This is a genomic window from Prevotella micans F0438, assembly GCF_000243035.1.
Lineage (GTDB): Bacteria > Bacteroidota > Bacteroidia > Bacteroidales > Bacteroidaceae > Prevotella > Prevotella micans.
The window spans coordinates 75,165-101,126 of record NZ_JH594523.1; the positions used below are offsets into that span (position 1 = coordinate 75,165).

Sequence of the window (25,962 nt, forward strand, 5' to 3'; positions counted from 1 at the left end):
ATATTGGAAAATGACATGAAAAAAGCGACGGCCTTCACAGGCGATCGCTTTAAATCTTCAATAGGTATTAGTTCTTCTTAAGGTAAAAAGATTGTTTTCAGGATAACGAATGCAAAGATAAAGTAATCGAAGTTAACCTCCAAGACCTTATCGTATTTTTTTTGTCAAAGTATCGATGTGTGCGGGCACACCTGATTTTTTTATTTTTGTGCGGTTTGCGGGCCATCGAAATTTTTGGAAGTATTTGTATGTGGGGAATATGGACGAACTATTTAAGGATAAATTAATTGCAGAGAAGATCACAAAAAAGAGATTCTTATTGTATGTAGAGAGCCGATTGGGTTCTATTGGCCTGCGAGAAAAATTTACAACGGTATTGTATAAGAAAACTGTGTACAGCCCTTTTTAAGGTTTTGATAAATACAGAGGCATTGATTCTTATATGGCGGATTTGGGAAGGTGGTGCAGGTAATTTTAGGGTATTGTCTATTTTTCCGACAAATATTAGGCTACGTTTTTTAAGTATTTAGGTACAGTAGGAGAAAATATTCAGTTGCGATTTAGACTTGATTACGATTGGTAGAGAAGAATGTAAAAGTTCGGCTACGGGGATTATTCACTGATTCTCGATTTGTTCTTCATTGCGAAATCTTTCCATGAGGAGAAGTGCTTGTCAGACGATTCAGGGCGTCCCATTTGCAGATAGTGGCAGTAGGCTACGCCGAGCGCGTCGGTTGCGTCCATGAAGTGTGGCATTTGAGTATCTTTGAGTTTGAGGAGTCGCTGGAGCATATCAGCCACCTGTTCTTTCGAGGCCGAACCATTTCCGGTTATCGCCATTTTCACTTTCAGCGGAGCATACTCGTGAATGGGTACATCGCGCTGAATTGCCGCGGCGATGGCAACTCCCTGTGCTCGTCCGAGTTTGAGCATTGATTGAACATTTTTTCCGAAAAAGGGCGCTTCGATAGCCATTTCGTCTGGAAGATATTCTTTGATTATTCCCGTTACGCGGTCGAATATTTTTCCGAGGCGCAAGTAGGAGTCTCGTTCCTTACGCATATCAATAACCCCCATTACCACGAGTTCGGCCTTATTGCCGGTTACTCGCAGCACGCCATAGCCCATGACGTTTGTTCCGGGGTCTATGCCGAGGATTATTTTGGAGATTTGCGGGTTGAGATGGTTCATCTGTCCATATAGGGATTATGCGACAGTTCGAATCCAATTGTAGTTTTCGGTCCATGACCGGGATATATCCCGGTTTGGTCGGGCAATTGTGAAAGTTTCCGCAGGCTACCGATAATTTGAAACATACTTCCGCCTGGGAAATCAGTACGTCCGATACTTCCTTTAAAAAGAGTATCGCCGGTGAAGGCAATATTCTCCTCCCGACAATAGAATGTAACCGATCCGCCAGTGTGCCCTGGTGTTTCGATGACTTCGAATTGGTGATTTCCGAACTTGACAGGTTCTTCCAAATTAAGATAATCTCCCAGCGGCGGGAGTTCGCTATTAAGTTCGATCCCGAACATCTCGGTTGCCTGTTTGTCCAGATTTTCCATAAGTACACAGTCTTTTTCAGATGCCTCGGCTTTGAGTCCATAGGCCTTAAAGATGGTACCATTGCCGAAATTATGGTCCAGATGCCCGTGTGTAGAGAGAAGTCTAACCGGCTTAAGATTGTTATTCGCAATGAAATTCACGATTGCTTTTCGGTCTTCTTCGTAATAGGCTCCACAATCAATAATTACGCATTCCTGTGTTTCATCATGAACCACGTAACAATTCTCCTCGAGCATATTGCACACAAATCGTTCTATCTTAATCATTATCTTCCTAGCCTATTGGTATGTAAATAATATATTTCTCGTCGAACCACAGTTCCTCGAACCACTGCTTCACTGCCTCTGTTTGTGCGATTCGGCGGAAGGGTTTAACTTCCTCCTGAACATTGCCTCCTTTCAGAACCAAGAGTCCATTGGGAAGAGAGTTATGTTGGTCGGGAGCGATATTCTTCCTTACGATTTTCATCAGGTCAGGCAAAGGCATAACTGCCCGTGAGACGACGAAGTCGAATTTTCCCCGTTCGTCTTCGCCACGCATCTGTGCCGCCATGACATTCTCCAATCCGATAGCCTCGGCAACCTTTTCGGTCACGAGGATTTTCTTGCCTGTCCCATCTATCAGTTTGAAATTCGCCTCCGGAAACATAATTGCCAACGGAATACCCGGGAAACCGCCGCCCGTACCGAAATCGAGCACATTTGTCCCCTCTCTGAAACGAATCATCTTTGCAATTGCTAGCGAATGCAGTACATGATGTTCGTAGAGATTATCGATGTCCTTCCGCGAAATCACGTTAATCTTCGCGTTCCAATCCCTGTAGAGACTGTCGAGCGCATTGAACTGTTCCTTTTGCCGCTCATTTATTTCAGGAAAATATTTCGTTATCAAGTCTATCATATCAATATTCAATTGTTATTCGTCGCTCCTTTGAGTCGAGTTCTCCGGGCGTATATATAAAGGTGAGCGAATCGTCGGTGAGGATAAAGTTCTCCGTAGGATAGGCCTTAACACCGCCAAATGCTGTCGTAGCATCCATATCCTCGAGTTTTTCGGCTATCTTTTCCCCCAGCCGCTTCTTGTAATCGTTCCCGAACTCATTCTGCAGTGTTATGAGCTTTCCGGTTTCGGGGTCGAAGTTCCGCGCGATTACATACGTTAAAGGTCCCACACCGGAATTCTCGAGTCTAATGGACGACAAACATACAATCCCATTACCTTTTCCAGGTATGAATTGCGTATGTATATCAAGATTCCAATTCAGTTTACTCAATCCTTTCTCGGTTTCGCGGATGAGCCGCGCCATATCTCGATATTCAGCGATATATCTGCGTACAAATTCTCGGACGGCCTTTTCAGGTACAAGTCGTTCATTGCTAATCGAGAAATAATCGGGCTGGAGCAGTCCCATCCTCAACAGCGAATCATTAACCGTACCATATTTCTCACCTTTCAGATAAGCAAATTCCACATGGACGTGGCACGCCGTTGTGTCGTCGAGCTTCACGAGGGTGTCGGCCACCGCTTGTCCCACCGGAACAGTAAGTTTTTTGGACGATTTCTTACCGGTGCATCCTAACAAAATCAGGGCTATAAAAAACGAGAGAAATGTTGCTAAAATCTTCTGTAACATCATGCCGCAAAATTACTAAAACAAACGTGAGTTCAATTTATACGCGAGTCCTATATAGACTATTATCTATGGAATTATCAATGCTGCGGTTTAAAATAAAATTATAATATCGGCATTATCAATGCGGGTATTTAAAATATAATTGGAATCAGGGCATTATCAATGCTCATACTTAAAATAAAATATGTATAGCGGCATTATTAATGCGGGTATTTAAAATATAATTGGAATCAGAGCATTATCAATGCTTATACTTAAAATAAAATATATATAGCAGCATTATTAATGCGAGAGCTAAAAATAAAATATAAGTTAAGAACTTATCAATGCGGATATTAAAAATAAAAATATAGTTAAGGCATTATTAATGCGCCAGCTAAAAATAAAATATAAGTTAAGGCATTGACAATGCGTAAGATTAAAATAAAATAGTAGTACCAGCATTGTCAATGCTGATTATAAAAATAAATTTATAGTATCGGAATTTATAATTCCAGAACTACAATACTATATTCTGCAGATGAGATGCCTAACAAGATAGGCGCGGTAAGCTATCTTGAAGCTGAGAGATGTGTGCTGCTTGGCTCCGCCGGTGGAAGCATTGTTGTCGTGACGACGATAGGCGAGAAGCGGACGGTCGATGATTTTAACCGTATGGAAAGCGAGAGCAATGAGGGTAAGCCAGTTGTCGTGTGTGCAATAGCGGTGATTGGATGGGAATGGTAGGGCACGACGAAGAACTTCACGTCTGAAAGCAAGGCAGCAGCCTAGATAGCTGAACCGAAGAAGTTGGTTAATAAAGCCGTGGCGAGTGTGGCGGACTTCGAAAAACGATGGGGAGACAGGGGTGCCGTCGGCCGAAACGATTCGGGCGTCGGACACAACCATAGAATAATCTCTCAAATACTGCATGCAGGTTTCAACCTTGTTGGGTTGCCAAATGTCGTCCTGGTCGCACAGAAAAATATATTCTCCCCGGGCTTCGCATAGGGCGTTCTCGAAGTTGGGCGTATAGCCGTGCTTACCGAGGTTTTGAACAATTCGCAGCTGTGGAACATCGAGGTTACTGAGGATGGATAGGGTGGCGTCGGTCGAACCGTCGTCCGACACGATAATCTCGTCTTCAGAGCCGAGTTGCGGTAGAATTGATTCAATTTGTTCGGTAATGAATCTGGCCCCGTTAAAGGTCGCAATACAAACGGAAATCATCTTTTGCCTTTTGTTGTAATAGCGGCAAACATTCCGCGCCACATGTAGAGCCAGCGCGCGATTCCGCCTTTGATGAACGGGAAATAAATGAGTCGCAAAAAGAATTTCACGCCTTTGTTTACTTTGAACGAAAGCGGAACATAGGCGCGAGATATAAGTAAGAGGAGGTTGCGATATTGATAGAAATATCTCTTAGGAGCCGAGATGATAACAATGTGTCCGAAGATGTTGAGCATCCGCTGTCCAACCTTGTGTTGCAGCTGTAGGGCGGTTGTAGTTCCGCACACGAATCCCTTGGATAGGGCTCGGAAACACCATTCGCAATCCACAAAGTCAATGAAGAGTTGCTCGTCGAACATCCCGACGGTCTCGATAGCTTCGCGCGAAATGCAAGTGCCCGACGCGATAACCTCATTATTGAAAACGAAACTGCCCTCGCCACGGCGTTCCTTGTGGATAACCGACCGATAGACCTTACCGTTCTCCTTATCGACAATCGTTGCGCCGAGTGCGCCCAGATTGGGATAGGTCTTACGGACGAGTTCGAATTCGCCAACCATCTGTTCGGGATAGGTGTCGGCGAAAACACTGTCCTGGTCGAAAAACACCACATGTTGCACTTCAGAATCTTCCAAAACCATCTTTAAAGCTGCATTTTGAGCAGCGGCAATACCCTTGTTTCCGTTCATCGAAACATAACGCATCCGACCTACCATGGACGTGCAGAACGATGGTTCGGCCGAATTGTCGGCAATAGCACCCTTGAATCGAGATGCTATCATAACAAGATGCTCTAGCTCGGCTGGAGAGGGATTATAAAGAACAAAAACAAGCGAAGGTTGCAAGTGTGTGAGTTGGCTCATGAGGTTGTAAATCTGACTGCTGCAAAGTTATCCATTCTTCTGCAATTAGGGAAAAGGGCATAACTTTGCGGACGTCATAAATAGCCCTTCGGAAGTAAGACATAACGCAGAAATATCATGAAAATACTCTTCGATCATCAGATTTTCAGTCTCATTTACGGTGGTGCGTCGAAATATTTCGCCATGCTAATGGACAATCTTCCTCGAGGAACTTGGGATTGTACTGCACGCTTTTCGAGCAACGAGTATGTTCGAGATAAGCAGCTACTGTCGCCCACTTGCAAGAAACATTTCCGCGGACAAAACGTATTGCAGGAACGTCTCAACCGTCCTTACACCAATTGGAAAATCGGACGCGGACAATTCGACGTATTCCATCAAACCAACTTCGGAACATACTGTCTCAATGCCCTCGGTAACCGACCGATGGTGACAACATATCACGACTCGAATCTCTCGACTATCGACCCGCATCCCGAGATTGTAGAGCGGCAAAGAGTATCGCTCAATCGCGCCGACGCCATCATAACAGTAAGTAAAAATACACGCGCCGACCTGCTTAGGCTGTTTCCAATCGACGAGTCGAAGGTTCATGTGATATATCACGGAATCGAACGCACCGACCTCTCCCGACTGCCGAAAGAACGAATCATCCAATCACCCTATATCCTCTACGTTGGCCGCCGCTCCAAGTTCAAGAACTACGAAAACTTCGTTCGCGCCTGCTCCATGGTAGTTGCCCGCCATCCCGAACTGCAGATTGTTTGTACAGCAGCCCACTTCTCCGAACAAGAACAGGCTCTGCACCACAAACTCGGCATCGCCGGCAATATCCAATCCGTCATGGCCGATGAGCCCACGATGGAACGCCTCTATCGCGACGCTCTGGCCTTTGTATTCCCCAGTTTCTACGAAGGATTCGGCATGCCCATCCTCGAAGCGTGGAACTGCGGCTGCCCCGTACTGCTCTCCGACGCCAGTTGTTTCCCGGAGATAGCCGGCGACGCTGGTCTATATTTCAACCCCTCGTCGGCCGACGATATGACCTCGAAGATTCTTTCCGTTATCGAATCGCCCACCCTTCGCCAATCTCTCATCACCCGTGCAGCCCTGCGTCTTCCGTTGTTCTCCTGGCAAAAATGCGCCGACGAGCATATGCAAGTATACTCCTCCCTGATCTGAACTAGGACTAGATGAGCTCTGAACTAGGACTAGAAGAGCTCTAAAGTAGGACTAGATAGGCTTAGTCCCGGCATCATCCTCTTTCGAGATAACACTGTGAGTTGCATACCCCTCGTTCAACCCAGCGTTAAATAAGAGCCTAACTCGGAGGAATGGATGAGTTAAGTGAATAATAATCTGTATTTTTGCACGCAATAAATTTCCAAAATACATTTTATGTCTTCATTTGTTGCAGATAAAATCACTTTGGACGGCCTGACTTATGACGACGTCCTCCTAATCCCAGCTTATTCTGAAGTACTGCCCAAAGAGGTGGAGTTGAAAACCAGGTTTTCACGCAATATCGACCTTAATATCCCATTCGTTACGGCCGCTATGGATACCGTAACCGAAAGCTCGATGGCCATTGCCATCGCACGCGAAGGAGGCATAGGCGTAATTCATAAAAATATGGGCATTGACGAGCAGGCCCGACAGGTAGCTATCGTAAAACGGGCCGAGAACGGAATGATTTACGACCCGGTAACCATCAGGCAAGGACTTACGGTGAGAGATGCTCTGAAAATAATGTCGGAATATCACATAGGCGGTATCCCGGTGGTCGATTCGGATAATCATCTTGTAGGAATTGTAACCAACCGCGATTTGCGGTTCGAACGTAGACTAGACAAGACCATCGACGAGGTGATGACGAAAGATAACCTTGTGACCACCGACCAACAAACCGACCTCACAGCTGCGGCACAGATACTGCAAGAAAATAAAATCGAGAAGCTTCCCGTTGTCGATAAACACAATCGACTTGTGGGACTGATAACCTACAAAGACATAACTAAGGCCAAGGATAAACCTATGGCCTGTAAGGATAGCAAAGGTCGGTTACGCGTTGCGGCCGGCGTAGGCGTCACGGTAGACACGATGGAACGCGCCCAGGCACTGGTTGAAGCCGGTGTAGATGCAATCGTAATCGACACGGCTCACGGTCATTCTAAAGGGGTCATTGGCAAGCTACATGATGTAAAGGCGGCCTTCCCGAATTTAGACGTAGTTGTGGGGAATATCGCAACAGCCGAAGCCGCAAAATTCCTCGTTGAACATGGAGCCGACGCTGTGAAGGTAGGAATCGGGCCGGGGTCTATCTGCACAACCCGCGTGGTGGCCGGCGTTGGCGTTCCGCAGTTGAGCGCAGTCTATGACGTTTATTCGGCCTTGAAAGAAACCGACGTGCCACTTATTGCTGATGGTGGATTGCGCTATTCGGGCGACGTGGTGAAAGCTCTGGCAGCCGGCGGAAGTAGTGTTATGATTGGCTCACTGGTTGCCGGGACAGAAGAATCGCCTGGCGACACGATAATCTTCAATGGTCGTAAGTTCAAAAGCTACCGCGGCATGGGTTCGCTCGAAGCGATGGAACAGAAAAACGGTTCGCGCGACCGCTATTTCCAAGGCGATGTTTGCGACGTGAAGAAACTTGTACCGGAAGGAATAGCCGGTAGAGTTCCTTATAAAGGAACGGTTCAGGAGGTTATTTATCAACTCGTAGGCGGTTTGCGCTCGGGAATGGGCTATTGTGGCGCATCTTCAATTGCAGGGTTGCATAACGCCAAGTTCACTCGCATAACAAATGCCGGTGTGTTGGAAAGTCATCCGCACGACATCTCTATCACAAGCGAAGCACCTAACTATTCGAGATCAGAATAAAAACAAATACAAACATGAGAACCAAAGTATTATTATCAGCCCTTCTGCTTTGCGGCACGATGGCCTGCGCACAGAACGACCCGACAATAATGACTATAAACGGTCAGCCGGTAAGCCGTTCGGAATTCGAATATTCCTATAACAAGAATAACACCGACGGGGTTATCGACCGGAAGTCGATTGACGAATATGTCGACCTGTTCATCAATTATAAACTCAAGGTGCAGGCCGCACTCGATGCTCGGTTGGACACACTCCAGTCGTTCAAGTCGGAGTTCATGAGCTATCGCGACCAGCAAATTCGTCCGTCGTTCATAACCAATGAAGATGTTGAAAACGAGGCTCGGAAGATTTATCGCGAAACGCAAGAACGAATAGACGGTAGTGGCGGTATGATTAAATGTGCACATATCCTACTGGGGCTCGAGCAAAAGGCTGACAATGCCGAACAGACAACTATTAAGAATCGGGCCGATTCTATCTATAACGTTCTCAACAAAGGCGGCAACTTTGCTGCACTTGCAAGGATTTTTTCTACCGATAAGGGTTCTGCGATGAACGGTGGAGAACTTCCGCTAATTACAAAAGGACAAACTGTGCCGGAGTTCGAACGCGCATTACTGGCCCTGAAACCCGGAGAGATTAGTCAGCCTGTGCTATCGCCATTCGGCTACCACATAATCAAAATGATTAGCAAGCAGAACTTCTATCCTTATGATTCGGTTCGGAACGATATCATCCGCTTCATAGAGGCACGAGGAGTGAAAGAGCAAATCATCAATCAAAAGCTCGACACACTGGCTAAGCTCGCTGGCACCGGAGTGACGCCCGAACAGATTCTCGACAAGCGATTGGCCGAGATGGAAGCTAAGGACTCTGATTTAAAGAATCTGGTAAAGGAATATCACGACGGACTTCTTCTCTTCGAAATCAGTAATCGCACTGTTTGGGAGAAGGCAGCTAAAGATGAGGCTGGATTGGAAGCCTATTTCAAGAAGCATAAGAAAGACTACAAATGGGAGGAACCACGATTCAAGGGTATCGCTTATCACACGAAGAACAAGGCCGACATAAAAGCCGTTAGAGATTGCATTGCCAAAACGCCGTTCGCCCAATGGGGAGAAAAGTTGCGCAAAGCATTCAACAACGACAGCGTAATACGTATCAGAGTCGAGAAAGGTATTTTTAAGAAAGGCGATAATGCACTCGTAGATAAAGAAATCTTCAAGAAAGATACAGTCCTGTCACCCGTGAAGAATTATCCTTTCGACGCCGTCTATGGAAAAAAAATAAAAGCGCCTGAAGTGATGGACGACGTACGCGGACAGGTTGTTTCCGATTATCAGGAAGAACTGGAAAGAGCTTGGCTGGGCGAACTTCGCAGAAAATATAAGGTTGTTGTGAATCGTGACGTTCTGCTGACCGTAAACAAACACTAATCATGAGAATAAGAAAACAGAAATCGGCTCTTCTGCTGGCTTGCGCGGCTCTTTCTGTGTTGGGTTTGCGAGCTGGGGCCTACATCTCGAACGGAGCGATAGTGCCCGCTGATTCAACCGAAAAGCCAGTGATATCAATATCCGATTCGATTGAATCCAACAATGTTGTTGACGAGGTGATTTGGGTTGTCGGTGATGAACCGATATTAAAGTCGGACGTCGAAGTGATGAAACTGCAAGCCGAGGCTGAGGGTGTAAAGTGGAAGAGCGACCCTCTCTGTTCGATATTGGAGCAGCTGGCCGTGCAGAAACTCTTCCTACATCAGGCCGCGCTCGATAGTATCAAGGTATCGGAGTCCGAAATATCGCAGCAAATCGACCAACGAATAAACTATTGGATTGCACTGCCACAAATCGGTTCGAAAGAAAAGCTCGAGGAATATCAGCACAAAACGCTTTCACAAATTCGTCAAGACTTGCACGACGATATAAAGAACATGCAACTTGTTCAGAAGATGCAAGAGTCCCTCATCGGCGACGTAAAGATTTCGCCGGCTGAAGTGCGCGAATATTTCAAGAATCTCCCGGCAGACAGTATTCCACTCATTCCCACAACTGTCGAGGTGCAAATAATAACGCAGATGCCAAAGATATCTCCGGACGAGGTGAACCGCATAAAGAATCAGTTGCGTGACTACACCGAACGGGTCAATAAAGGCGAAACTTCTTTCCAAACACTGGCTCGGCTATATTCCGAGGACACTGGCTCGGCGCGTCAGGGAGGCGAACTGGGTTATATGGGGCGTGGGATGCTCGATCCGGCATTTGCCGCAGCTGCTTTCAATCTCACCGACCCGAAAAAATTATCGAAGGTTGTAGAGAGCGAGTTCGGTTATCACATAATTCAGTTTATCGACCGCCGTGGCGATAAAATAAACTGCCGCCACATATTAATAAAGCCTCGCATTTCACAATCGGCTATTGACGAAGCAAAGCAAAGACTCGACTCTATTGCAGACGAAATAAGAGCCGACAAATATTCGTTTGATGTTGCAGCCGCCTATGTTTCCGACGATAAAGACACTCGCAATAACAACGGTTTAATGGTTAACTCCTCGGCAAGCGAACGCACTTCACGCTTCAAAATGAAAGATCTGCCAACCGAGGTCGCGCGAATTGTAGACACGCTAAAGGTGGGCGAAGTTTCTCGTTCGTTCCAGATGGTTAACGACAAAGGCAAAACGCTATGCGCCATAGTTAAACTAAAAAGTAGAACGCCCGAGCATCGCGCCACCATCACCGAAGACTTTCAGGAAATGAAAAACATAGTTATAGCCCAGCGTCGGCAGAAAATTATTCACGACTGGGTAGAGAAAAAGGTCAAAGACACTTACGTGCGTATAAATCCTCGCTACAGAACAGACTGCAAGTTTGAATACGAAGGTTGGGTTAGATGAATTCAAACAACAAGAGCATATCCTTTTGCGGGCATAGAATCCTTATTATTTGGATTCTATGCCTGTTTGGCTTAGGCCTCCCTATCACAATCGAGGCACAGACAAAACCAGCGTCCAAAGGCGAGAAGGTGTTTATCGACCACGCCGACAAACTGCGCTATGACCAGTTCGTGATGCCCGACGTGCAGATTGCTACGGGGAGAGTAAAGTTTCGCTATAAGGATATGATTTTGCTTTGCGACAGCGCCTATCTCAACGACAAGCAAAATTGGTTCAAGGTCTTCGGGCATGTCGACCTACGACGCTCCGACGGAATGCGCCTAACATGCGAACGGGCACATTATGACGGGATGATGCAGCAGATGCACGCCAGAAAGAATGTTTTCTTCCGCGAACCGGGGCGTTCGCTAAGATGCGATAGCCTCGATTACGATATGGTTTCGAACATTGCAACCTATTTCGGCGGACGAGGCACGCTAGTTTATGGTCCCAGTACCGTCGTAGCCGACCGCGGAGATTACAACACCAAAACACACGACGCAAACTTCTACGGCGATGTAGTTATCCGCAGTCCGAAATATCGAATAAACACACCTTCAGCACGAGGAAACACCGAAACAGGAGTGATGAACGTCATCGGAAAATCTGTCATCAGAACAGCAAAAGGCGAAATAGTCCACACAAACAATGGAACATACAACAGCAAAACCGACCAAATGGAGCTCTTCGGGCATTCAACCATAACCTCGCCTCAACGCGATGTGGAGGGCGAAAATATAAGCTACAACAGCACCACCGGCGATGCCGAAGGACACGGCAATGTCAAGATTGTAGACAAGGTAAATCGGCGAACCATCACCGGCGACGACGTTGTTTACAACGCTAAAACAGGATACACCGAAGGACACGGTAATATGCGAATAGTAGACAATCTCCGGAAGCGAATCATCACAGGCGACAACGTTGTCTACAACGCCAAAACAGGTCACAGTGAAGGGCATGGCAACGTAAAGATTGTGGACAACTTAAAGCAACGAACCATCACCGGTCGCGACCTCACCTATAGCAACAATCATGAAGCCCACGGCGAAGGCGATGTGGATTTCATAGATTATAAGCGCAAACACGCCTTTCGCGGCGATTATGTTCACTACACCGACACGGTTGCCATTGCCTACGGAGGAAATCCCGGACCGACGGTTAAGGATTTCTCGCGCGGCGACACACTTTTTATGCATGCCGACACCATCAGCATGAAAACCTTCCACTTCAACACCCCACAGATGTACCGCGAAATCTACGGAGTTCATAATGTACGCGCTTTCCGGACAGACGTGCAGGCCGTCTGCGGATTTCTCGTCATCAACTCTCGCGATTCATGCATAACGATGTACGAAGACCCGATTGTTTGGAGCGGGCGCCGGCAGCTACTGGGAGATTCTATCAAAGCCTACATGAACGACTCTACAATAAAGAAAGCCTATGTTTTTGGCAACGCCCTTTCGGTGGAAGAACTCAATGAGAACGACAGGTTCAATCAGATTTCATCTAACAGAATGACTGCCGATTTTATCGATGGTAACGTTCGACGAGCCGACGCGATAGGCAATGTTCTCGTGGTTTACTATCGGGCCGACGACAAAGACGGGTCGCTCATCGCAATGAACTACACCGAAACCGACACCATGCGCATATATATGTCCGAACTCCGGAAGCTCCAAAAAATATGGATGCCCAAAGCCGACGGAGTGGTATACCCCATGACACAGATTCCCCCCGACCGCCTCAAACTGCCCAACTTCCAATGGTATCCCCTAATCCGCCCGCTCGACAAGTTCGACATATATAGAAAGGTGAGCCGCGAAAATGCAAACGAAATTCGCAAGCGAGCCATTGCCACCCCACCCCGGCAAAACATAATCGGAAAATAAAATTCATGGGATTCTTCAACCAGCCCAAACCGCGGCGATTCAATCACATCTATCAGTACGTCGACGAGCGCAAAGAGCGCATCGAAAAGCTCAAGCACGCCGACGCCTCCCATCAATCCAGCCGCCAATCAATTCACGAAGCCTTCCGTTCGCGCCGTAGCAATCGCCCAGACAATCGTACGTGGCAATCGATAGGTTTAATAGTAATCATACTACTATTTTTCCTACTCCTGCTCGGCAGCTTAACCTAAGGAGGAGCAAAATAATGATAAAGCTCAAAGCAGAAACACAACGCCATCCGCATGCTCTGGAAATTACATACGTATGCACGTAAATTTCTATACGTATCCCCATAAATTTCTATACGGGAAGAAATTTATGGGGATACGTATAGAAATTTACGTGCATACGGGAAGAAATTCAGGAGCATACGCATGCATTTTCAAGAGAAATGGGAATCGCCCGGAAACAAGGCGTTCCAGCCATTTTCCGAACCTCATAAAATAGCCTCCGGGCAACGAAATAGAAGTCTACAGATTTTCAGAAATAAAATTTACATGAGCGACATAATTCAACTCCTGCCCGACAACGTGGCCAATCAAATCGCAGCCGGCGAAGTAATTCAACGGCCAGCATCCATCATAAAAGAACTCGTTGAAAACGCCATCGACGCACGAGCCACGACCATAAACATTGCCGTTGTGGACGCCGGACGAACCTCCGTACAAGTACTCGACAATGGCTCGGGAATGACAGCCACCGACGCCCTAATGGCATTCGAACGACACGCAACCTCAAAAATTCGAGATGCGGCCGACCTGTTCACGCTCCAAACCATGGGATTCCGCGGCGAAGCACTAGCCTCAATAGCCGCCGTAGCACAGGTGGAACTCCGAACACGACGCGAGGCCGACCAACTGGGAACATCGCTCTCCATCGCCGGCAGTAAAATCCTATCACAAGAACCATGCTCCTGTCCGGCAGGAAGCAACTTCCTAGTCGAAAACCTATTCTTCAACGTACCAGCCAGACGCAAATTCCTCAAATCGAACTCCACAGAGTTAAACAACATAATCACAGCCTTCGAACGCATAGCCCTCGTATATCCAAACATCGCCTTCACCCTCCACAGCAACAACACCGAACTTTACAATCTAAAACCATCCGGCTACAAACAGCGAATTGTCGACATCTTCGGCAAACGACTAAGCCAAGGACTCCTTCCCGTAAACGTCGAGACAACCCTCTGCAATCTGCACGGATTCGTAGGTAAACCCGACTCAGCACGGAAAAAAGGAGCACTGCAATATTTCTTCGTCAACGGCCGATACATGAAACACCCCTACTTTAACCGCGCCATACAAGTAGCCTTCGAACGACTCATACCGCCAGGCGAACAAGTACCCTATTTCATCTACTTTGAAGTACCTGCCGAAACAATCGACGTAAATATCCACCCAACCAAAACCGAAATAAAATTCGAAAGCGAACAAGCCGTGTGGCAAATCCTAATGGCAGCAGTAAAAGAAGCCGTGGGACGATTCAACGACGTTCCCGCAATCGACTTCAATAACGAGGGCCGACCGGATATCCCCATCTTCAACCCCGACACGCATACCTCCGCACCGAAAATAAATCTCAATCCAGATTATAACCCATTCCGCGAAACACCGCACAAACGTAATCTCGACAATTGGGAAACAATCTACTCCCAAATTACGGCCGAAGAACCAACGCTCTTCGAAAACAACGAACAAGAAAACAGTATAATTGAAGAAAAATCGCCTGCGCACTATCAATACAAAGGAAAATATATCATGACAGCCGTAAAATCCGGTCTCATGATAATTGACCAACACCAGGCACACATCAGAATACTATACGAAGACTACATGCGGCAAATCGAAACCAAGAAACGTAACACACAAAAACTTCTCTTCCCTGAAATAATACAACTCCCTACCAAAACCAACCAATTCGCCGAAACAATTCTGCCTGAACTTAACGAAATGGGCTTTGAGCTAACCGACATCGGTGACGGCTCATATGCCGTAAATGGAATTCCTTCCGGTCTTGAAGGCCTTAACATTGCCAATCTGCTTGCCGAAATGCTTGCATCTGTGAACGAAATCACTTCAAACACCCGAACCGATATCGACCACACCCTCGCTCTAAGTTTGGCTCGCAATGCCGCAATCCCATACGGTCAAGTACTCGGAAACCAGGAAATGGAGAATATAGTGAACTCCCTGTTCGCATGCGAAAATGTGAATTACACGCCCGACGGACAAAAAATAATCTCCATTATGTCCCAATCCGATATCGACTCCCTGTTCGACAAATAATCTCCCTCACCGAAGATGTCTTACCACTCAATTTGTCTCTGGCCGTGTTGCAACAAATATTCGTTGCAACGCGAAAAATGCCGGTTCCCAAACCAACCGCCACGGTTAGCCGACAACGGTGACGGATGTACCGACTCTAATACCAGATGTTTGCCTTGGTCGATGAGACTCTTCTTTGAACGCGCAAATCCGCCCCAAAGCATAAATACCAAATTCTCCCGACCTGTACTCAAAGCACTAATCACCGCATCGGTGAATCGCCCCCAACCCAAATGCTGATGACTGTTTGCCACATGTGCCCTCACCGTAAGTGTGGCGTTGAGCAACAATACTCCCTGCTTAGCCCAACGACTTAGATTACCAGATTGAGGCGTCACTGTTCCCAAATCGGCTGCAATCTCTTTATAAATATTCACCAACGATGGCGGGATGGCAATTGTATCGGGTACCGAGAAACTCAGTCCCATGGCCTGCCCCGGCTCATGATAAGGGTCTTGCCCTATGATAACCACCTTCACATCCTCAAACGCACAAAGATTGAACGCATTAAAAATTAATCTTCCCGGTGGATAGCAAACAAACTGCCCATATTCTCGTCTAACTGCTTCTGCCAGTTCACTGAAATAAGGCTTACCGAACTCGTCTGCAAGCTGTCCTCGCCAGCTTTCTTCAATTTTAACTTCCATTTCTAAGATGTTCCTTCCATTTAATGTCTAAAAGTGCAGGCAAAAATACTAAAAACAACATGGGCTCTATATGCCGTTCTCAAAGTAAGATACTCCTTGAATGATAATTCTGGGAATAATAAGATTGATATCATTCTATAAACAGATATAACGTGAATTCTTCAACTCTTCTACACAATAAAAATATTGGTACTTGCGAGTTAGTGGTATCTTGCGCCGTACCTTTGCCAACCATGAAAGAGAGTATGCCTCGTCTAGAGTTTTCAAGTGGGTTAGTTTCGACGGGCGTTATTCCTCTTCGCAAATCAAGAATAATTTAAAAAGCAAAGAATTGAAAACATTTGAAGAACTTGGCGTGAACGAAAATATTCTTCGCGCCATCAGCGAATTGGGATTCGAACAGCCTATGCCCGTTCAGGAGGAAGTGATTCCTTATCTGCTTGGAAATAAAAACGACATCATCGCACTGGCACAAACCGGAACTGGAAAAACAGCAGCCTTCGGAATTCCATTACTACAGAGAATTGACACCGATAGCAGAACGACACAGGCCGTGGTACTTAGTCCAACTCGCGAACTTTGCCTACAGATTGCTGACGACCTGAGCGAATTTGGAAAATATATTCCGCATCTCCATATCGCCGCTGTTTATGGCGGAGCATCCATTGAGACACAAATAAAACAGCTCAGACACGGGGCACAAATAATAGTTGCAACGCCCGGGCGGCTCATCGACTTGATGCACCGCGGAAAAGCCAAATTGCAAGACGTGACCAACGTTGTGCTCGACGAGGCCGACGAAATGCTCAACATGGGATTCCAGGAAAGCATAACCGAAATTCTAACCGGAGTGCCAGATAACCGTAATACGTTGCTCTTCTCGGCTACAATGAGTCGAGAGGTAGAGCGGGTGGCAAAGGGATATCTCAACAACTACAAGCAAATCGTAGTGGGCTCCAGAAACGAGGGAGCCGAGCACGTGAATCACATATACTATTGCGTCAATGCGAAAGATAAATATCTCGCCCTGAAACGGCTTGTCGACTTCTATCCTAAGATATACGCCATTATTTTTTGCCGAACTAAAATCGAAACACAAGAGATTGCCGACAAGCTTATCAAAGACGGATATAACGCAGAATCGCTACATGGCGATCTGTCACAACCTCAACGCGACTTAACTATGCAAAAGTTCCGCTCGCATCTCACACAACTGCTAGTGGCTACCGACGTGGCAGCACGTGGACTGGATGTTGACGACCTTACACACGTAATAAACTACGGTCTTCCCGACGATATTGAGAACTACACTCATCGCTCTGGTCGAACCGGTCGCGCTGGCAAAAAAGGAACATCTATTTCAATAATCCACACACGAGAGAAATCGAAAGTCAAGAACATACAACGTGAAATAGGAAAAGAATTTATCGACGGAACTCTGCCCAGTCCCGAAGATATCTGTAAAAAACAACTCTTCAAAACGATGGACAATATCCTCAAAACTGATGTTGATGAACAGCAAATCAAACCATATATGGCCGACATTAAACGCCAGTTCGAATATATTGACAAAGAGGACATAATAAAGAAAATCGTTACCACAACATTCGGACGATTTCTACAGTACTACAAGAATGCACCACAAATCGAAAAGCCCTCCTCTTCTCGCCGTAAGGATTCCGACAACAAAACAAAACGCGACCAACGAAAAACCGAGGAAGGATATGCACGACTATTTATTAACCTCGGCAAGGTCGATGGCTTTTATCCTGCCGAAATAATGCAATTTATCAATCGCAATATTCACGGTCGCCAGGAGGTTGGACACATTGACATCCTACCAAAGCAAACCTATTTTGAAGTACCCAAACAAGACCTTCGGAAAGTTGCTCGCGCGCTCGACGGAACCTATTATCGAGGGCGGAAGGTGCGATGCAATTATGCCGACGATAAATCTCGTCCCCAATCACGTGGTAAAAAAGAAACTATCAAAAGCAGGTACACAAAGAAGCAAACCGACCAACCATCGCAATACAAATTCAAAAAGAATGATTGGAAAGAACTCCTAACAAATCAATAATTTTATTACCTACCTTAATTATAATAGTCCCTGTACGACGCGGAGAAATTTCGATTTCTCTGTAATTTCTTCGTCTGAATATTTGGTGGGTTCGAAAAAAGTGCTGACACATAAGCCAGACCTATTAATTCGCTTTTTCATACGCACGCGCGAAGAGCGTCGTATATCCAATATACACGGGTATTCCGAGAGGATTCTCCGTGCCATTTTCGTACCCTTTAGGCAACCGATATAAGGGAAAATAAGGAAATATTTTATCCTCAAAATCCACACCATTTTTGTGCGACGAATACTCCCATTCCTGTAAACATAAACTTCCACTCGGCCGGTAGTGACAGACCCCATGTCTGTCACTACATGCGGACTGGCGCTCGAATTGTGACATGGCTTGGAATTGCGAACCGTCTCGTTCCGAGTGGATATAGGAATATCGACCGGATTCGCATTATCTTGCCTAAGCTCTACTAGAAGCGACAGAGCATGGGCAGATATGTAGGATAGAAATGAAGACGTTATCGGAGGCGTTTAGACATCTTGCCGTCTGGAGTGATTCGTACTTCGACAACGTAACCCGACGAAGCATCGGGAATACCAATCGTTGCATTAAAAAAGAGTGCTTTCCGATCGGCTCGGTCAAATTCAAGATTGCGCAAGATACAATGTGCGATGAAATCGCGCGGAATATAGTTGGAGAACTCTTGTTTTAGGAAATCGTGCTTATAGACCACCGAGTCGCGGCTGCGGAGAGTAAGCGTAGAAACATTGTCGAGATAGGCGTTATCAACCTCTATGCCATTATCGTTGTAGGTAGACTTAATCACTCTTTCTGACGTGGTACAAGTTCTGATCTGGCAATCATAGAACCCCATATCGGTGCTCACAATCGTGTCTGAACCCGATTTGTCGAATAGGTTCATTGCATAAACATGATAGCCGAACGATGCCATGAGGTCTTTGTTTGAACTTCGGAAGAGGTTAACCTCGTCACCGTTCTGATTATTGAAACTGAAGAAAGCATTTGTTTGTTTGAGAATCTTATAGCCGTTGAGATTCTGTCCTTGCATATAAATTGAATCCTGAAAAATCCAGAATCTGACAGGCATGCTTGCCGAGTCGGGATAATAGATGCTGTCACCCTTGACCAACATCGCAGGTTCTTCGGTGTCATCAGTTGTCCAAAGTCCTTGCAACAGCTGCTTGGCTTGCTTGTCTTCGCTTTCCTGTGTTGATCTTCGTTTGCAGGCAACAACAATACTCAGAAGTGCCAGCAAAAGAATTATTGTTTGCCTCATTGTTTTGTTATTCGAAGACTTCGGCTTCCGAAAGCGGAAGAGCCTTTTTAAGATCTTTTTCCGAAAGAATCACTTCTTCGGGATTTATTGGCCACTCAATTGCCACTTGCGGGTCGTTCCATTGTAAACTTGCTTCGCTTTCGGGGACATAGGTATTATCGACCTTATATGTGAACACTGCCTCGGGAGATAGCACGAGAAATCCGTGAGCAAATCCGCGCGGAATGAAAAACTGCCGTTTATTTGCGGCCGAGAGTTCAACCATCACATAACGCCCGAAAGTGGGCGAGCTCTTTCTCAAATCGACTGCCACATCTAACACTCGACCAGTAATTACCCTAACCAGTTTTGCTTGCGAATGCTGGCCTTTTTGATAATGTAATCCGCGAAGAACGCCATAGCTTGACTTCGATTCGTTATCCTGAATAAAGTTTACGTGATGACCCACGTGAGCATCGAAATCATCCTGTCGCCAGGACTCAAAGAAATAACCTCTGTCATCATGGAAGACTTTGGGTTCTATGATCCAAACACCTTCTATTTCCGTCTGTTTATAATCCATTGTTTTGTGTTTTTGATTGCAGCAAAGTTAAGTAGATGCTTACAATTAATTGTGAACATCTACTTAATATCCGGGATTCTGAGTTAGTAGAGGATTTAGCGCGATGGCATTGGCCGGAATTGGGAAAACGGTAGTGTAGCCAGTGTATTCGTTTTCGAGAGGAGTGCGTTGGTCGTATGCAGAGGTAAACAGGTCGAACCGAATTAGGTCTTGTCTGCGCCAACCTTCCCACATCAACTCCATAAGACGTTCGTCGAGTATATTTTGGAACGTAGCCTGTCGAGCGGGCATACCAACGCGTGCTCTGACCATGTTGAGCTCGGCAGAACCATCAGTATTGTTTCGCATTTTAGCTTCCGACTTCATCAAAAGGACATCTGAATAGCGAAAGAGAACAATGTCGTTATCCTGGAGCTGACCGTCGTTGTAGGCTGTTAAGTCTATCTCGTATTTCTTCATACGTGCGCCGGCTGTTTTTTCGTAGGCTGAGCCGGTGAGATCCAGTTTCGCCTCTAGTGGTTTGTAGACTAGCGCATCACCATTGTTCAGCCGCACCACAGCACCTTTAACTCTCAAAGTATCACTAAAGAAGTTGAGATTATAGCGTGCATCGAGCGAATCAGTTCCGTAAGCGAAGGTTTCTACCGTCGACACTGTTGCACAGCTACCGTTCTCAGCGCCGAATCCTATTGCCGCTCCATGGTTATAATGTCTAGAGCGGAAGAGATATTTATATAATGTAGGATACAGCACCTTATCCATAGGGATTGTGAGGATGTTTTCGGGTGACGTTTCATTGTGTATCTTGAAATTATCGGCATAATTTGATGCCAACCGATAGCCCGATGCAGTTATAGAGTCACAATATGCCATGGTTGTTTGCCAGGCGTTTAGTCGGTGACTTCCAACGGTGAAGAAAATATTACTGCCATTAGGTCGTATGCCGTCAGTCCAGTCGTCGTCTGAATAAACCTCGGCATTGAGAGCTAACTTAGCCAGGAGGAAAAACGCAACAGGGCGAGTTACATGACCATAGTAAGTTCCATCCGTATTGCTCGATTTATTCGGTAGCATCGATGCAACCTTTTGAAGTTCGTTGAATGCGAAGCGAAATACCTCACTTCTTTTATTTTGCACAATTTCGTTTACCGGAACTTTATCGGAAGTTATCACCGGTACGCGCCCGAACATGTCAACCAGATAGAAATAGAACATAGCTCTGACAGCACGCACTTCGGCCTCGTAACTAGATTTCTGGTCGGCAGTGAGCAACCCGGAATGTTCCTCAATATTACGTAGCGAGCAATTACAGAGCATGACGACCTTAAACAGATAGTTCCAGGTATTGTTTAACGCGACATCGTGGGGCGTCCATTTGTGTTGATATAGCGATTGCCAGAATCCGCCATCGAACCAATCGCCGCCTCTTGTGGGTAGCATGGCTTCATCGGTTGTGAAAGTATTATAGTCGTAGACCCCGCGGTATGTTCCCTGGAGCCCCTGACTGTCATTAGTTCCGCCGAAATAGGCATAGAGTGTCGCAACGGTGTTTATATAAACGTTCTGCGCGTTGTCGTAGATTTTCTCTTCGGGCAGCTGATTCTTCGGCTGTTCATTAAGACACGACATGAATACCAGAGTCGACATTGCTATGAGAAATATTTTTTTGTTCATAAGTTCTTTTCCTTTAGTTTAAAACTGAATGCTTGCACTCAACAAATACGACCTGTAGACAGGAAACGATCGTTTATCATCGATGCCCAACGTAGACCCCACGATGTAGCTATTCACAATTGGCGTGAGTCCGCTGTAGGCAGTGATAGTAGCCAGATTATTAATGCTCAACGAGAACCGGAGCGAATTTATGAACCTCGATTTCACGCGAACATTCCATCCCACCGTGACATAGTCGAAATTCACATAGTCGCCGCTCTCCAGCCAATAATCCGTTGCCGTTTGATCTTTGATGTTTTGCTTCGGCGCCTCTTTCATCACGTTATAGTCGGGGAAACTTGCCATATTCATATAGCTCAATGAGGTTCCGTTATATATTTTATGCCCAAACGCCCCATTTATCTGCATTGAGATATCGAATTGCTTGAAGCGGAAACTAATGTTCGAGCCGAGCGTCATCTTCGGTGTTGCCTGTCCTGCAATACGTCTATCGCCACCATCCTCGAGGTTAATCTCCCCGTTCTTGTCCAAATCCTCTATTTCATAGCTATAGCTTCCATCAGGATTCCGTTTCAATCCCGTGCAATGAGGCAGATAGAACACTCCCAGCGGTTGGCCCACAATCTGGTATACCACATTATTATTTCCGCCATGGAATCCGGCACCATTCAGCGACCCGATACTCTTAATCGACGGGGCCGACATTCGCCGTCCATTATACTCGCCGCTCAACGAGAGCAATTTGTTGCGCTGCCAGGAAAGATTTACATTCACATTGAGCTCTACATCCTGCTTTTGAACAGGCGTAAATCCCATTCCCAATTCAAATCCGCTATTGCTCATACTACCCAGGTTGGCCAGCAGCTTGTCGTAGGTGTAGGGTGGCACAGGTACATCGTAGAGATAAAGCATATCGCGTGTTTTGGAGTAATAATATTCAGCCGTGAGAACCACCCGATTATTCACAAACCCCATATCGGCCCCGATATTAAAAGTCGACTTTGTTTCCCATTTCAAATCAGGATTCGCATTATGCACTATGCCCATAGTCACCGTGGGCGAACCCGAAAGCGGAACTATACCGCTCGGACCAACCAGACGAAGAGAATTGTAAGAACCGATTCCACCCAGGTTACCAGACATTCCGTAGCCAGAACGCAGTTTCAACATCGACAGCCAACGTAGGTTATGCATGAAAATTTCCCGTTTTATATCCCATTCCAGCGATGCTGACGGAAAAACTCCCCATCTGTTTTGTCGTCCAATCATTGAGCTCCCGTCGGCACGCGTAGTAATCGTAGCCGTATATCGTTCCATCAAACAGTAGCTCACATTAGCCATTACAGACGCCAGTGACGGAACCTCGTATCGACTTCCCGTGCCACCATACGGTCTCAACGAACCTGCACCAAGATTATGGTAGCCGAAATCGTTTACTGTGAATCCCCTAACCTGCGTCCAAAAGCCCGTTTGTCGGTTACGCTGATATTCGCCCAGCAAATGAACCTTAAGCGAATGAACGCTCCATGTATGGGAATAATCCAGCTCTGCATTCATAAGCCAACCTTCACTTTTATGCTCGCTACGATAGGCCTGCCCCTGCGCTGCCACCCACGTGGGGAGAAACTGTGCCAGCTCGGTGGAGTTGAAAGAATATGCTCCGAACACTCCGAATCTCAGTCCGCTCGTAACATCTGCTGTGAGTCTTAGATGAGTGTTGAAATTCAAACTACGCTCATCGTTATCCTGAAGCAACAGCGCCATCGGCGAAGCAATCTGCGAGGCCGTAGTATTCAAATCCCACTTGCCTTGTGCATTTCTTCCTTTCGGAAAAGTCGGGTTATGCGTCGCTGCCGAATAGCATAACTGCTGAACGTTGGGCACGTTGAAGTTTTTCTGCGTCGATCCGAAAACACCCATATCGATGTGCAGTTTGTCGTCGAAAGCAAGTTGCAATAAATCAAGCTTAGCCGAAAAGTTTTCATTCCGATTAGTTTTAATCACCGTGTAGTGATTCATATAGCCGAGCGAAGCGCGATAGTTCTGCTTGTCCGACCCGCCCGAAAATGCAACATGATGACTCTGAACTGTTCCCACGCGTGTTATGGCACGCTGAAAATCAGTATCACATCCGCCATCGTTGAAGCTCAAACCCATCAAGCGAGCTGTGGATGTATATTCCTTGCCGCTCAACATCGGCAAAAACTTATAGGCCGATTCTAAACCCACATTCCCATCGTAGGATATTTGGAACTGTCCGCCGCGACCTTTCCTCGTTGTAACCAAAATAACACCCGACGCACCGCGTGACCCATATTTTGCAGTCTCGGCCGCATTCTTCAGAATGGTGAAGCTCTCTATGTCGGCCGGATAAATAGTATTTAGAGTCGCCAAATCGGCCGACACACCATCGATAATCACCAGCGGGTCGTTTCCACCCGTGAGCGACGTTGTTCCCCGTACCCGAACGCTACTCAACATAGCCATCCTGTCGGCGCCTCCCGACTGCACGTTCACGCCTGCCGACTGTCCGCCGAGCGCCGTAATCGGATTCATCACCAAACCTTTATTCATTCGTTCACGCGTCACCACGTCGGCCGAACCGAACATCTCGGCTATTCTTGCACTGTCGTTAGCCTGCCAAATGTTCCTCTCCTGTGCGACAGCTCTTCCCGTACCGGTTGACAGAAGAATAAAAAAAATAATTACGGATGACCTCATTCTCATATATCCACGATTAGATTTATCTGTCAACAAAGATAATGCAAAGCATTCGCCCCAATCGCTACGAACAACTATTTAGAACAACAAAAAAAGGATGTGACAATTGCCACATCCTCTTCTCTTTGCGGAAAGTGAGGGATTCAAACCCCCGATACCCGAAAGGGGTATACCGGATTTCGAGTCCAGCGCATTCGATCACTCTGCCAACTTTCCTTCGAACGAATGCAAAGGTAGAACTTTTTTTCTCCCCCGCAAGATACGGTACCTCTTCGTCAACATCAGACACGACCATAGAGAACCTCTCCTCGCTTTCGCCTCTTGTTTTTCTTTAAGCCCTAATTTGTTTTCATCCTTTAAACCGTATATGTAGAGACCAAATTAGGTGCAAAGCAAAATCTACCTCTTCAGCCAAATAGCATAAAACAATAATCCTGCGGCACGGAATGGACATTTAATTTGTAAATTTGCAAACAGCTAATAGTAAATGGCTGACTGTTTTAGGATATCAAATTAATTTTAAAATAATTCGATTTTATGAACTATCTAACAAACGACAAACTTGTTATTGTCGGCGCGGCCGGCATGATTGGTTCTAACATGACGCAAACTGCGTTGATGCTTGGACTAACTCCGAATATTACTCTCTATGACGTTTTCTCGGCTGAAGGTGTGGCCGAAGAAATGCGCCAATGCGGATTCGACGATGCGAATATCGTTGCGACAACCGACGCTAAGGAAGCTTTTACAGGAGCTAAATATGTTATCTCGTCGGGCGGTGCCCCTCGTAAGGAAGGAATGACACGCGAGGACCTGCTCGTGGGTAATTCGAAAGCTGCCGAGGAATTGGGACAGAATATTAAGAAGTTCTGCCCGGATGCTAAGTTCTGCGTCGTTATCTTTAATCCGGCCGACATCACAGGTTTGGTTACTTTGGTGCACTCGGGTTTGAGACCTAATCAGGTTGCCACGCTTGCAGCACTCGACTCTACTCGCTTGAAAGGCGCACTAGCAAAGCATTTCGGAGTTAGCCAGAGCGAAATCAAAAACGCTTACACTTACGGTGGTCATGGCGAAAAGATGGCAGTGTTTGCGTCGCCAACAACCATCTGCGGCGTTAATTTGCTGGACATCATTGCTGGTAAGGCTAAGGCCAACGGTAAAGGAATCACAGCCGAGGAATGGAAGAAGCTGCAAGAAGAAGTTACACAGGGTGGTGCAAAAATTATAGAGCTTCGCAGACGGTCGTCGTTCCAGAGTCCGTCTTATCTGGCTGTTAAGATGATAGAGGCTGCTATGGGCGGCGAGGAATTCGAATATCCTTCAGGAACCTATGCCGACACTGCACGTTATAAGAACGTGATGATGGCCATGCCAACGCGTATCACTAACGATGGCGTGTACACTAAGCCGGTTATGGGCACTCAGGAAGAAGTTGCTTCGCTCGATGCTTCCTATGCTCACTTGCAGGGCCTGCGCGACCAGGTTATTTCACTCGGTGCTCTTCCGCCGATTGATAAATGGAAGGAGCTGAATCCGAATTTATAATTAATTATAAGGTTTTCATTGGGAGTGCGTCGAGATTGTTCTCGGCGCACTTTTTTATTCAATCTGAAACGGT

At 46.3% G+C, this 25,962-nt stretch carries 20 protein-coding genes and 1 tRNA gene; 9 read left to right on the top strand and 12 right to left on the bottom strand.

The features are described 5' to 3' along the window. Positions 1-612 precede the first annotated feature (612 nt). From ruvC to HMPREF9140_RS08135, 6 genes are all read right to left on the bottom strand, one after another. The gene (gene ruvC, locus HMPREF9140_RS08110; protein WP_006953211.1) at positions 613-1,191 is read right to left on the bottom strand and encodes a crossover junction endodeoxyribonuclease RuvC; all 579 of its coding nucleotides are present in this window, start codon (positions 1,189-1,191) and stop codon (positions 613-615) included. Continuing rightward, positions 1,188-1,832: an MBL fold metallo-hydrolase gene (locus HMPREF9140_RS08115; protein ID WP_006953213.1), complete on the bottom strand. Its 645-nt coding sequence runs from the start codon at positions 1,830-1,832 to the stop codon at positions 1,188-1,190. The genes ruvC and HMPREF9140_RS08115 overlap by 4 nt, the downstream gene beginning before the upstream one ends. Before the next feature lie 7 nt (positions 1,833-1,839). Next, positions 1,840-2,466 carry a 16S rRNA (guanine(527)-N(7))-methyltransferase RsmG gene (gene rsmG, locus HMPREF9140_RS08120; RefSeq protein ID WP_006953214.1) on the bottom strand — a complete coding sequence of 209 codons (627 nt, stop codon included), beginning with the start codon at positions 2,464-2,466 and terminating at the stop codon, positions 1,840-1,842. A 1-nt stretch (position 2,467) separates the two neighbouring features. Beyond that, positions 2,468-3,202, bottom strand: coding sequence for an RsiV family protein (locus tag HMPREF9140_RS08125; protein ID WP_018572019.1), 735 nt, complete (start codon positions 3,200-3,202; stop codon positions 2,468-2,470). Positions 3,203-3,706: 504 nt separating this feature from the next. Then, a complete protein-coding gene (locus HMPREF9140_RS08130) occupies positions 3,707-4,408 on the bottom strand; it encodes a glycosyltransferase family 2 protein (protein WP_006953217.1) in 702 nt (233 codons plus the stop codon). Continuing rightward, positions 4,405-5,271 (bottom strand): glycosyltransferase, encoded by an 867-nt coding sequence (locus HMPREF9140_RS08135; protein WP_006953219.1) that lies wholly within the window; start codon positions 5,269-5,271, stop codon positions 4,405-4,407. The genes HMPREF9140_RS08130 and HMPREF9140_RS08135 overlap by 4 nt, the downstream gene beginning before the upstream one ends. Before the next feature lie 117 nt (positions 5,272-5,388). Between HMPREF9140_RS08135 and HMPREF9140_RS08140 the strand changes: the two genes are divergently transcribed. From HMPREF9140_RS08140 to mutL, 7 genes are all read left to right on the top strand, one after another. After that, on the top strand, positions 5,389-6,453 hold the full coding sequence (locus HMPREF9140_RS08140) for a glycosyltransferase family 4 protein (RefSeq protein WP_006953221.1): 1,065 nt from the start codon (positions 5,389-5,391) through the stop codon (positions 6,451-6,453). A gap of 216 nt (positions 6,454-6,669) precedes the next feature. After that, on the top strand, positions 6,670-8,154 hold the full coding sequence (gene guaB, locus HMPREF9140_RS08145) for an IMP dehydrogenase (RefSeq protein WP_006953223.1): 1,485 nt from the start codon (positions 6,670-6,672) through the stop codon (positions 8,152-8,154). Positions 8,155-8,168: 14 nt separating this feature from the next. Further along, positions 8,169-9,593, top strand: coding sequence for a peptidylprolyl isomerase (locus HMPREF9140_RS08150; RefSeq protein ID WP_006953224.1), 1,425 nt, complete (start codon positions 8,169-8,171; stop codon positions 9,591-9,593). 2 nt (positions 9,594-9,595) lie between these two features. After that, positions 9,596-11,050, top strand: a complete 1,455-nt coding sequence (locus tag HMPREF9140_RS08155) for a peptidylprolyl isomerase (RefSeq protein WP_006953225.1) — start codon at positions 9,596-9,598, stop codon at positions 11,048-11,050. After that, positions 11,047-12,981, top strand: coding sequence for an OstA-like protein (locus tag HMPREF9140_RS08160; RefSeq protein WP_006953226.1), 1,935 nt, complete (start codon positions 11,047-11,049; stop codon positions 12,979-12,981). Before HMPREF9140_RS08155 ends, HMPREF9140_RS08160 begins: the two co-directional genes overlap by 4 nt. 5 nt (positions 12,982-12,986) lie before the next feature. After that, positions 12,987-13,232 carry a hypothetical protein gene (locus tag HMPREF9140_RS08165; RefSeq protein WP_006953227.1) on the top strand — a complete coding sequence of 82 codons (246 nt, stop codon included), beginning with the start codon at positions 12,987-12,989 and terminating at the stop codon, positions 13,230-13,232. A 306-nt stretch (positions 13,233-13,538) separates the two neighbouring features. Then, complete coding sequence (gene mutL, locus HMPREF9140_RS08170) at positions 13,539-15,326, top strand: DNA mismatch repair endonuclease MutL (RefSeq protein WP_006953228.1); 1,788 nt, start codon at positions 13,539-13,541, stop codon at positions 15,324-15,326. Positions 15,327-15,346: 20 nt separating this feature from the next. Here the strand turns inward: mutL and ung are convergent, their stop codons facing one another. Further along, positions 15,347-16,012 carry a uracil-DNA glycosylase gene (gene ung / locus HMPREF9140_RS08175; RefSeq protein WP_006953229.1) on the bottom strand — a complete coding sequence of 222 codons (666 nt, stop codon included), beginning with the start codon at positions 16,010-16,012 and terminating at the stop codon, positions 15,347-15,349. Between the two features lie 331 nt (positions 16,013-16,343). Here ung and HMPREF9140_RS08180 point away from each other — a divergent pair, with 331 nt between their 5' ends. Beyond that, on the top strand, positions 16,344-18,092 hold the full coding sequence (locus tag HMPREF9140_RS08180) for a DEAD/DEAH box helicase (protein ID WP_018572022.1): 1,749 nt from the start codon (positions 16,344-16,346) through the stop codon (positions 18,090-18,092). Between the two features lie 512 nt (positions 18,093-18,604). Here HMPREF9140_RS08180 and HMPREF9140_RS08185 read toward each other — a convergent pair. From HMPREF9140_RS08185 to HMPREF9140_RS08205, 5 genes are all read right to left on the bottom strand, one after another. Then, positions 18,605-19,384, bottom strand: coding sequence for a DUF4738 domain-containing protein (locus HMPREF9140_RS08185; protein ID WP_006953231.1), 780 nt, complete (start codon positions 19,382-19,384; stop codon positions 18,605-18,607). A 7-nt stretch (positions 19,385-19,391) separates the two neighbouring features. Next, the gene (gene rfbC / locus HMPREF9140_RS08190) at positions 19,392-19,946 is read right to left on the bottom strand and encodes a dTDP-4-dehydrorhamnose 3,5-epimerase (protein ID WP_006953232.1); all 555 of its coding nucleotides are present in this window, start codon (positions 19,944-19,946) and stop codon (positions 19,392-19,394) included. 63 nt (positions 19,947-20,009) lie between these two features. Then, the gene (locus tag HMPREF9140_RS08195; protein ID WP_006953233.1) at positions 20,010-21,620 is read right to left on the bottom strand and encodes a RagB/SusD family nutrient uptake outer membrane protein; all 1,611 of its coding nucleotides are present in this window, start codon (positions 21,618-21,620) and stop codon (positions 20,010-20,012) included. Positions 21,621-21,638: 18 nt separating this feature from the next. Continuing rightward, the gene (locus HMPREF9140_RS08200; RefSeq protein WP_006953234.1) at positions 21,639-24,347 is read right to left on the bottom strand and encodes a SusC/RagA family TonB-linked outer membrane protein; all 2,709 of its coding nucleotides are present in this window, start codon (positions 24,345-24,347) and stop codon (positions 21,639-21,641) included. A 122-nt stretch (positions 24,348-24,469) separates the two neighbouring features. After that, positions 24,470-24,557, bottom strand: a tRNA-Ser gene (locus HMPREF9140_RS08205). 321 nt (positions 24,558-24,878) lie between these two features. Between HMPREF9140_RS08205 and HMPREF9140_RS08210 the strand changes: the two genes are divergently transcribed. Continuing rightward, complete coding sequence (locus HMPREF9140_RS08210) at positions 24,879-25,889, top strand: malate dehydrogenase (protein ID WP_006953235.1); 1,011 nt, start codon at positions 24,879-24,881, stop codon at positions 25,887-25,889. The last annotated feature ends 73 nt before the right edge of the window (positions 25,890-25,962 follow it).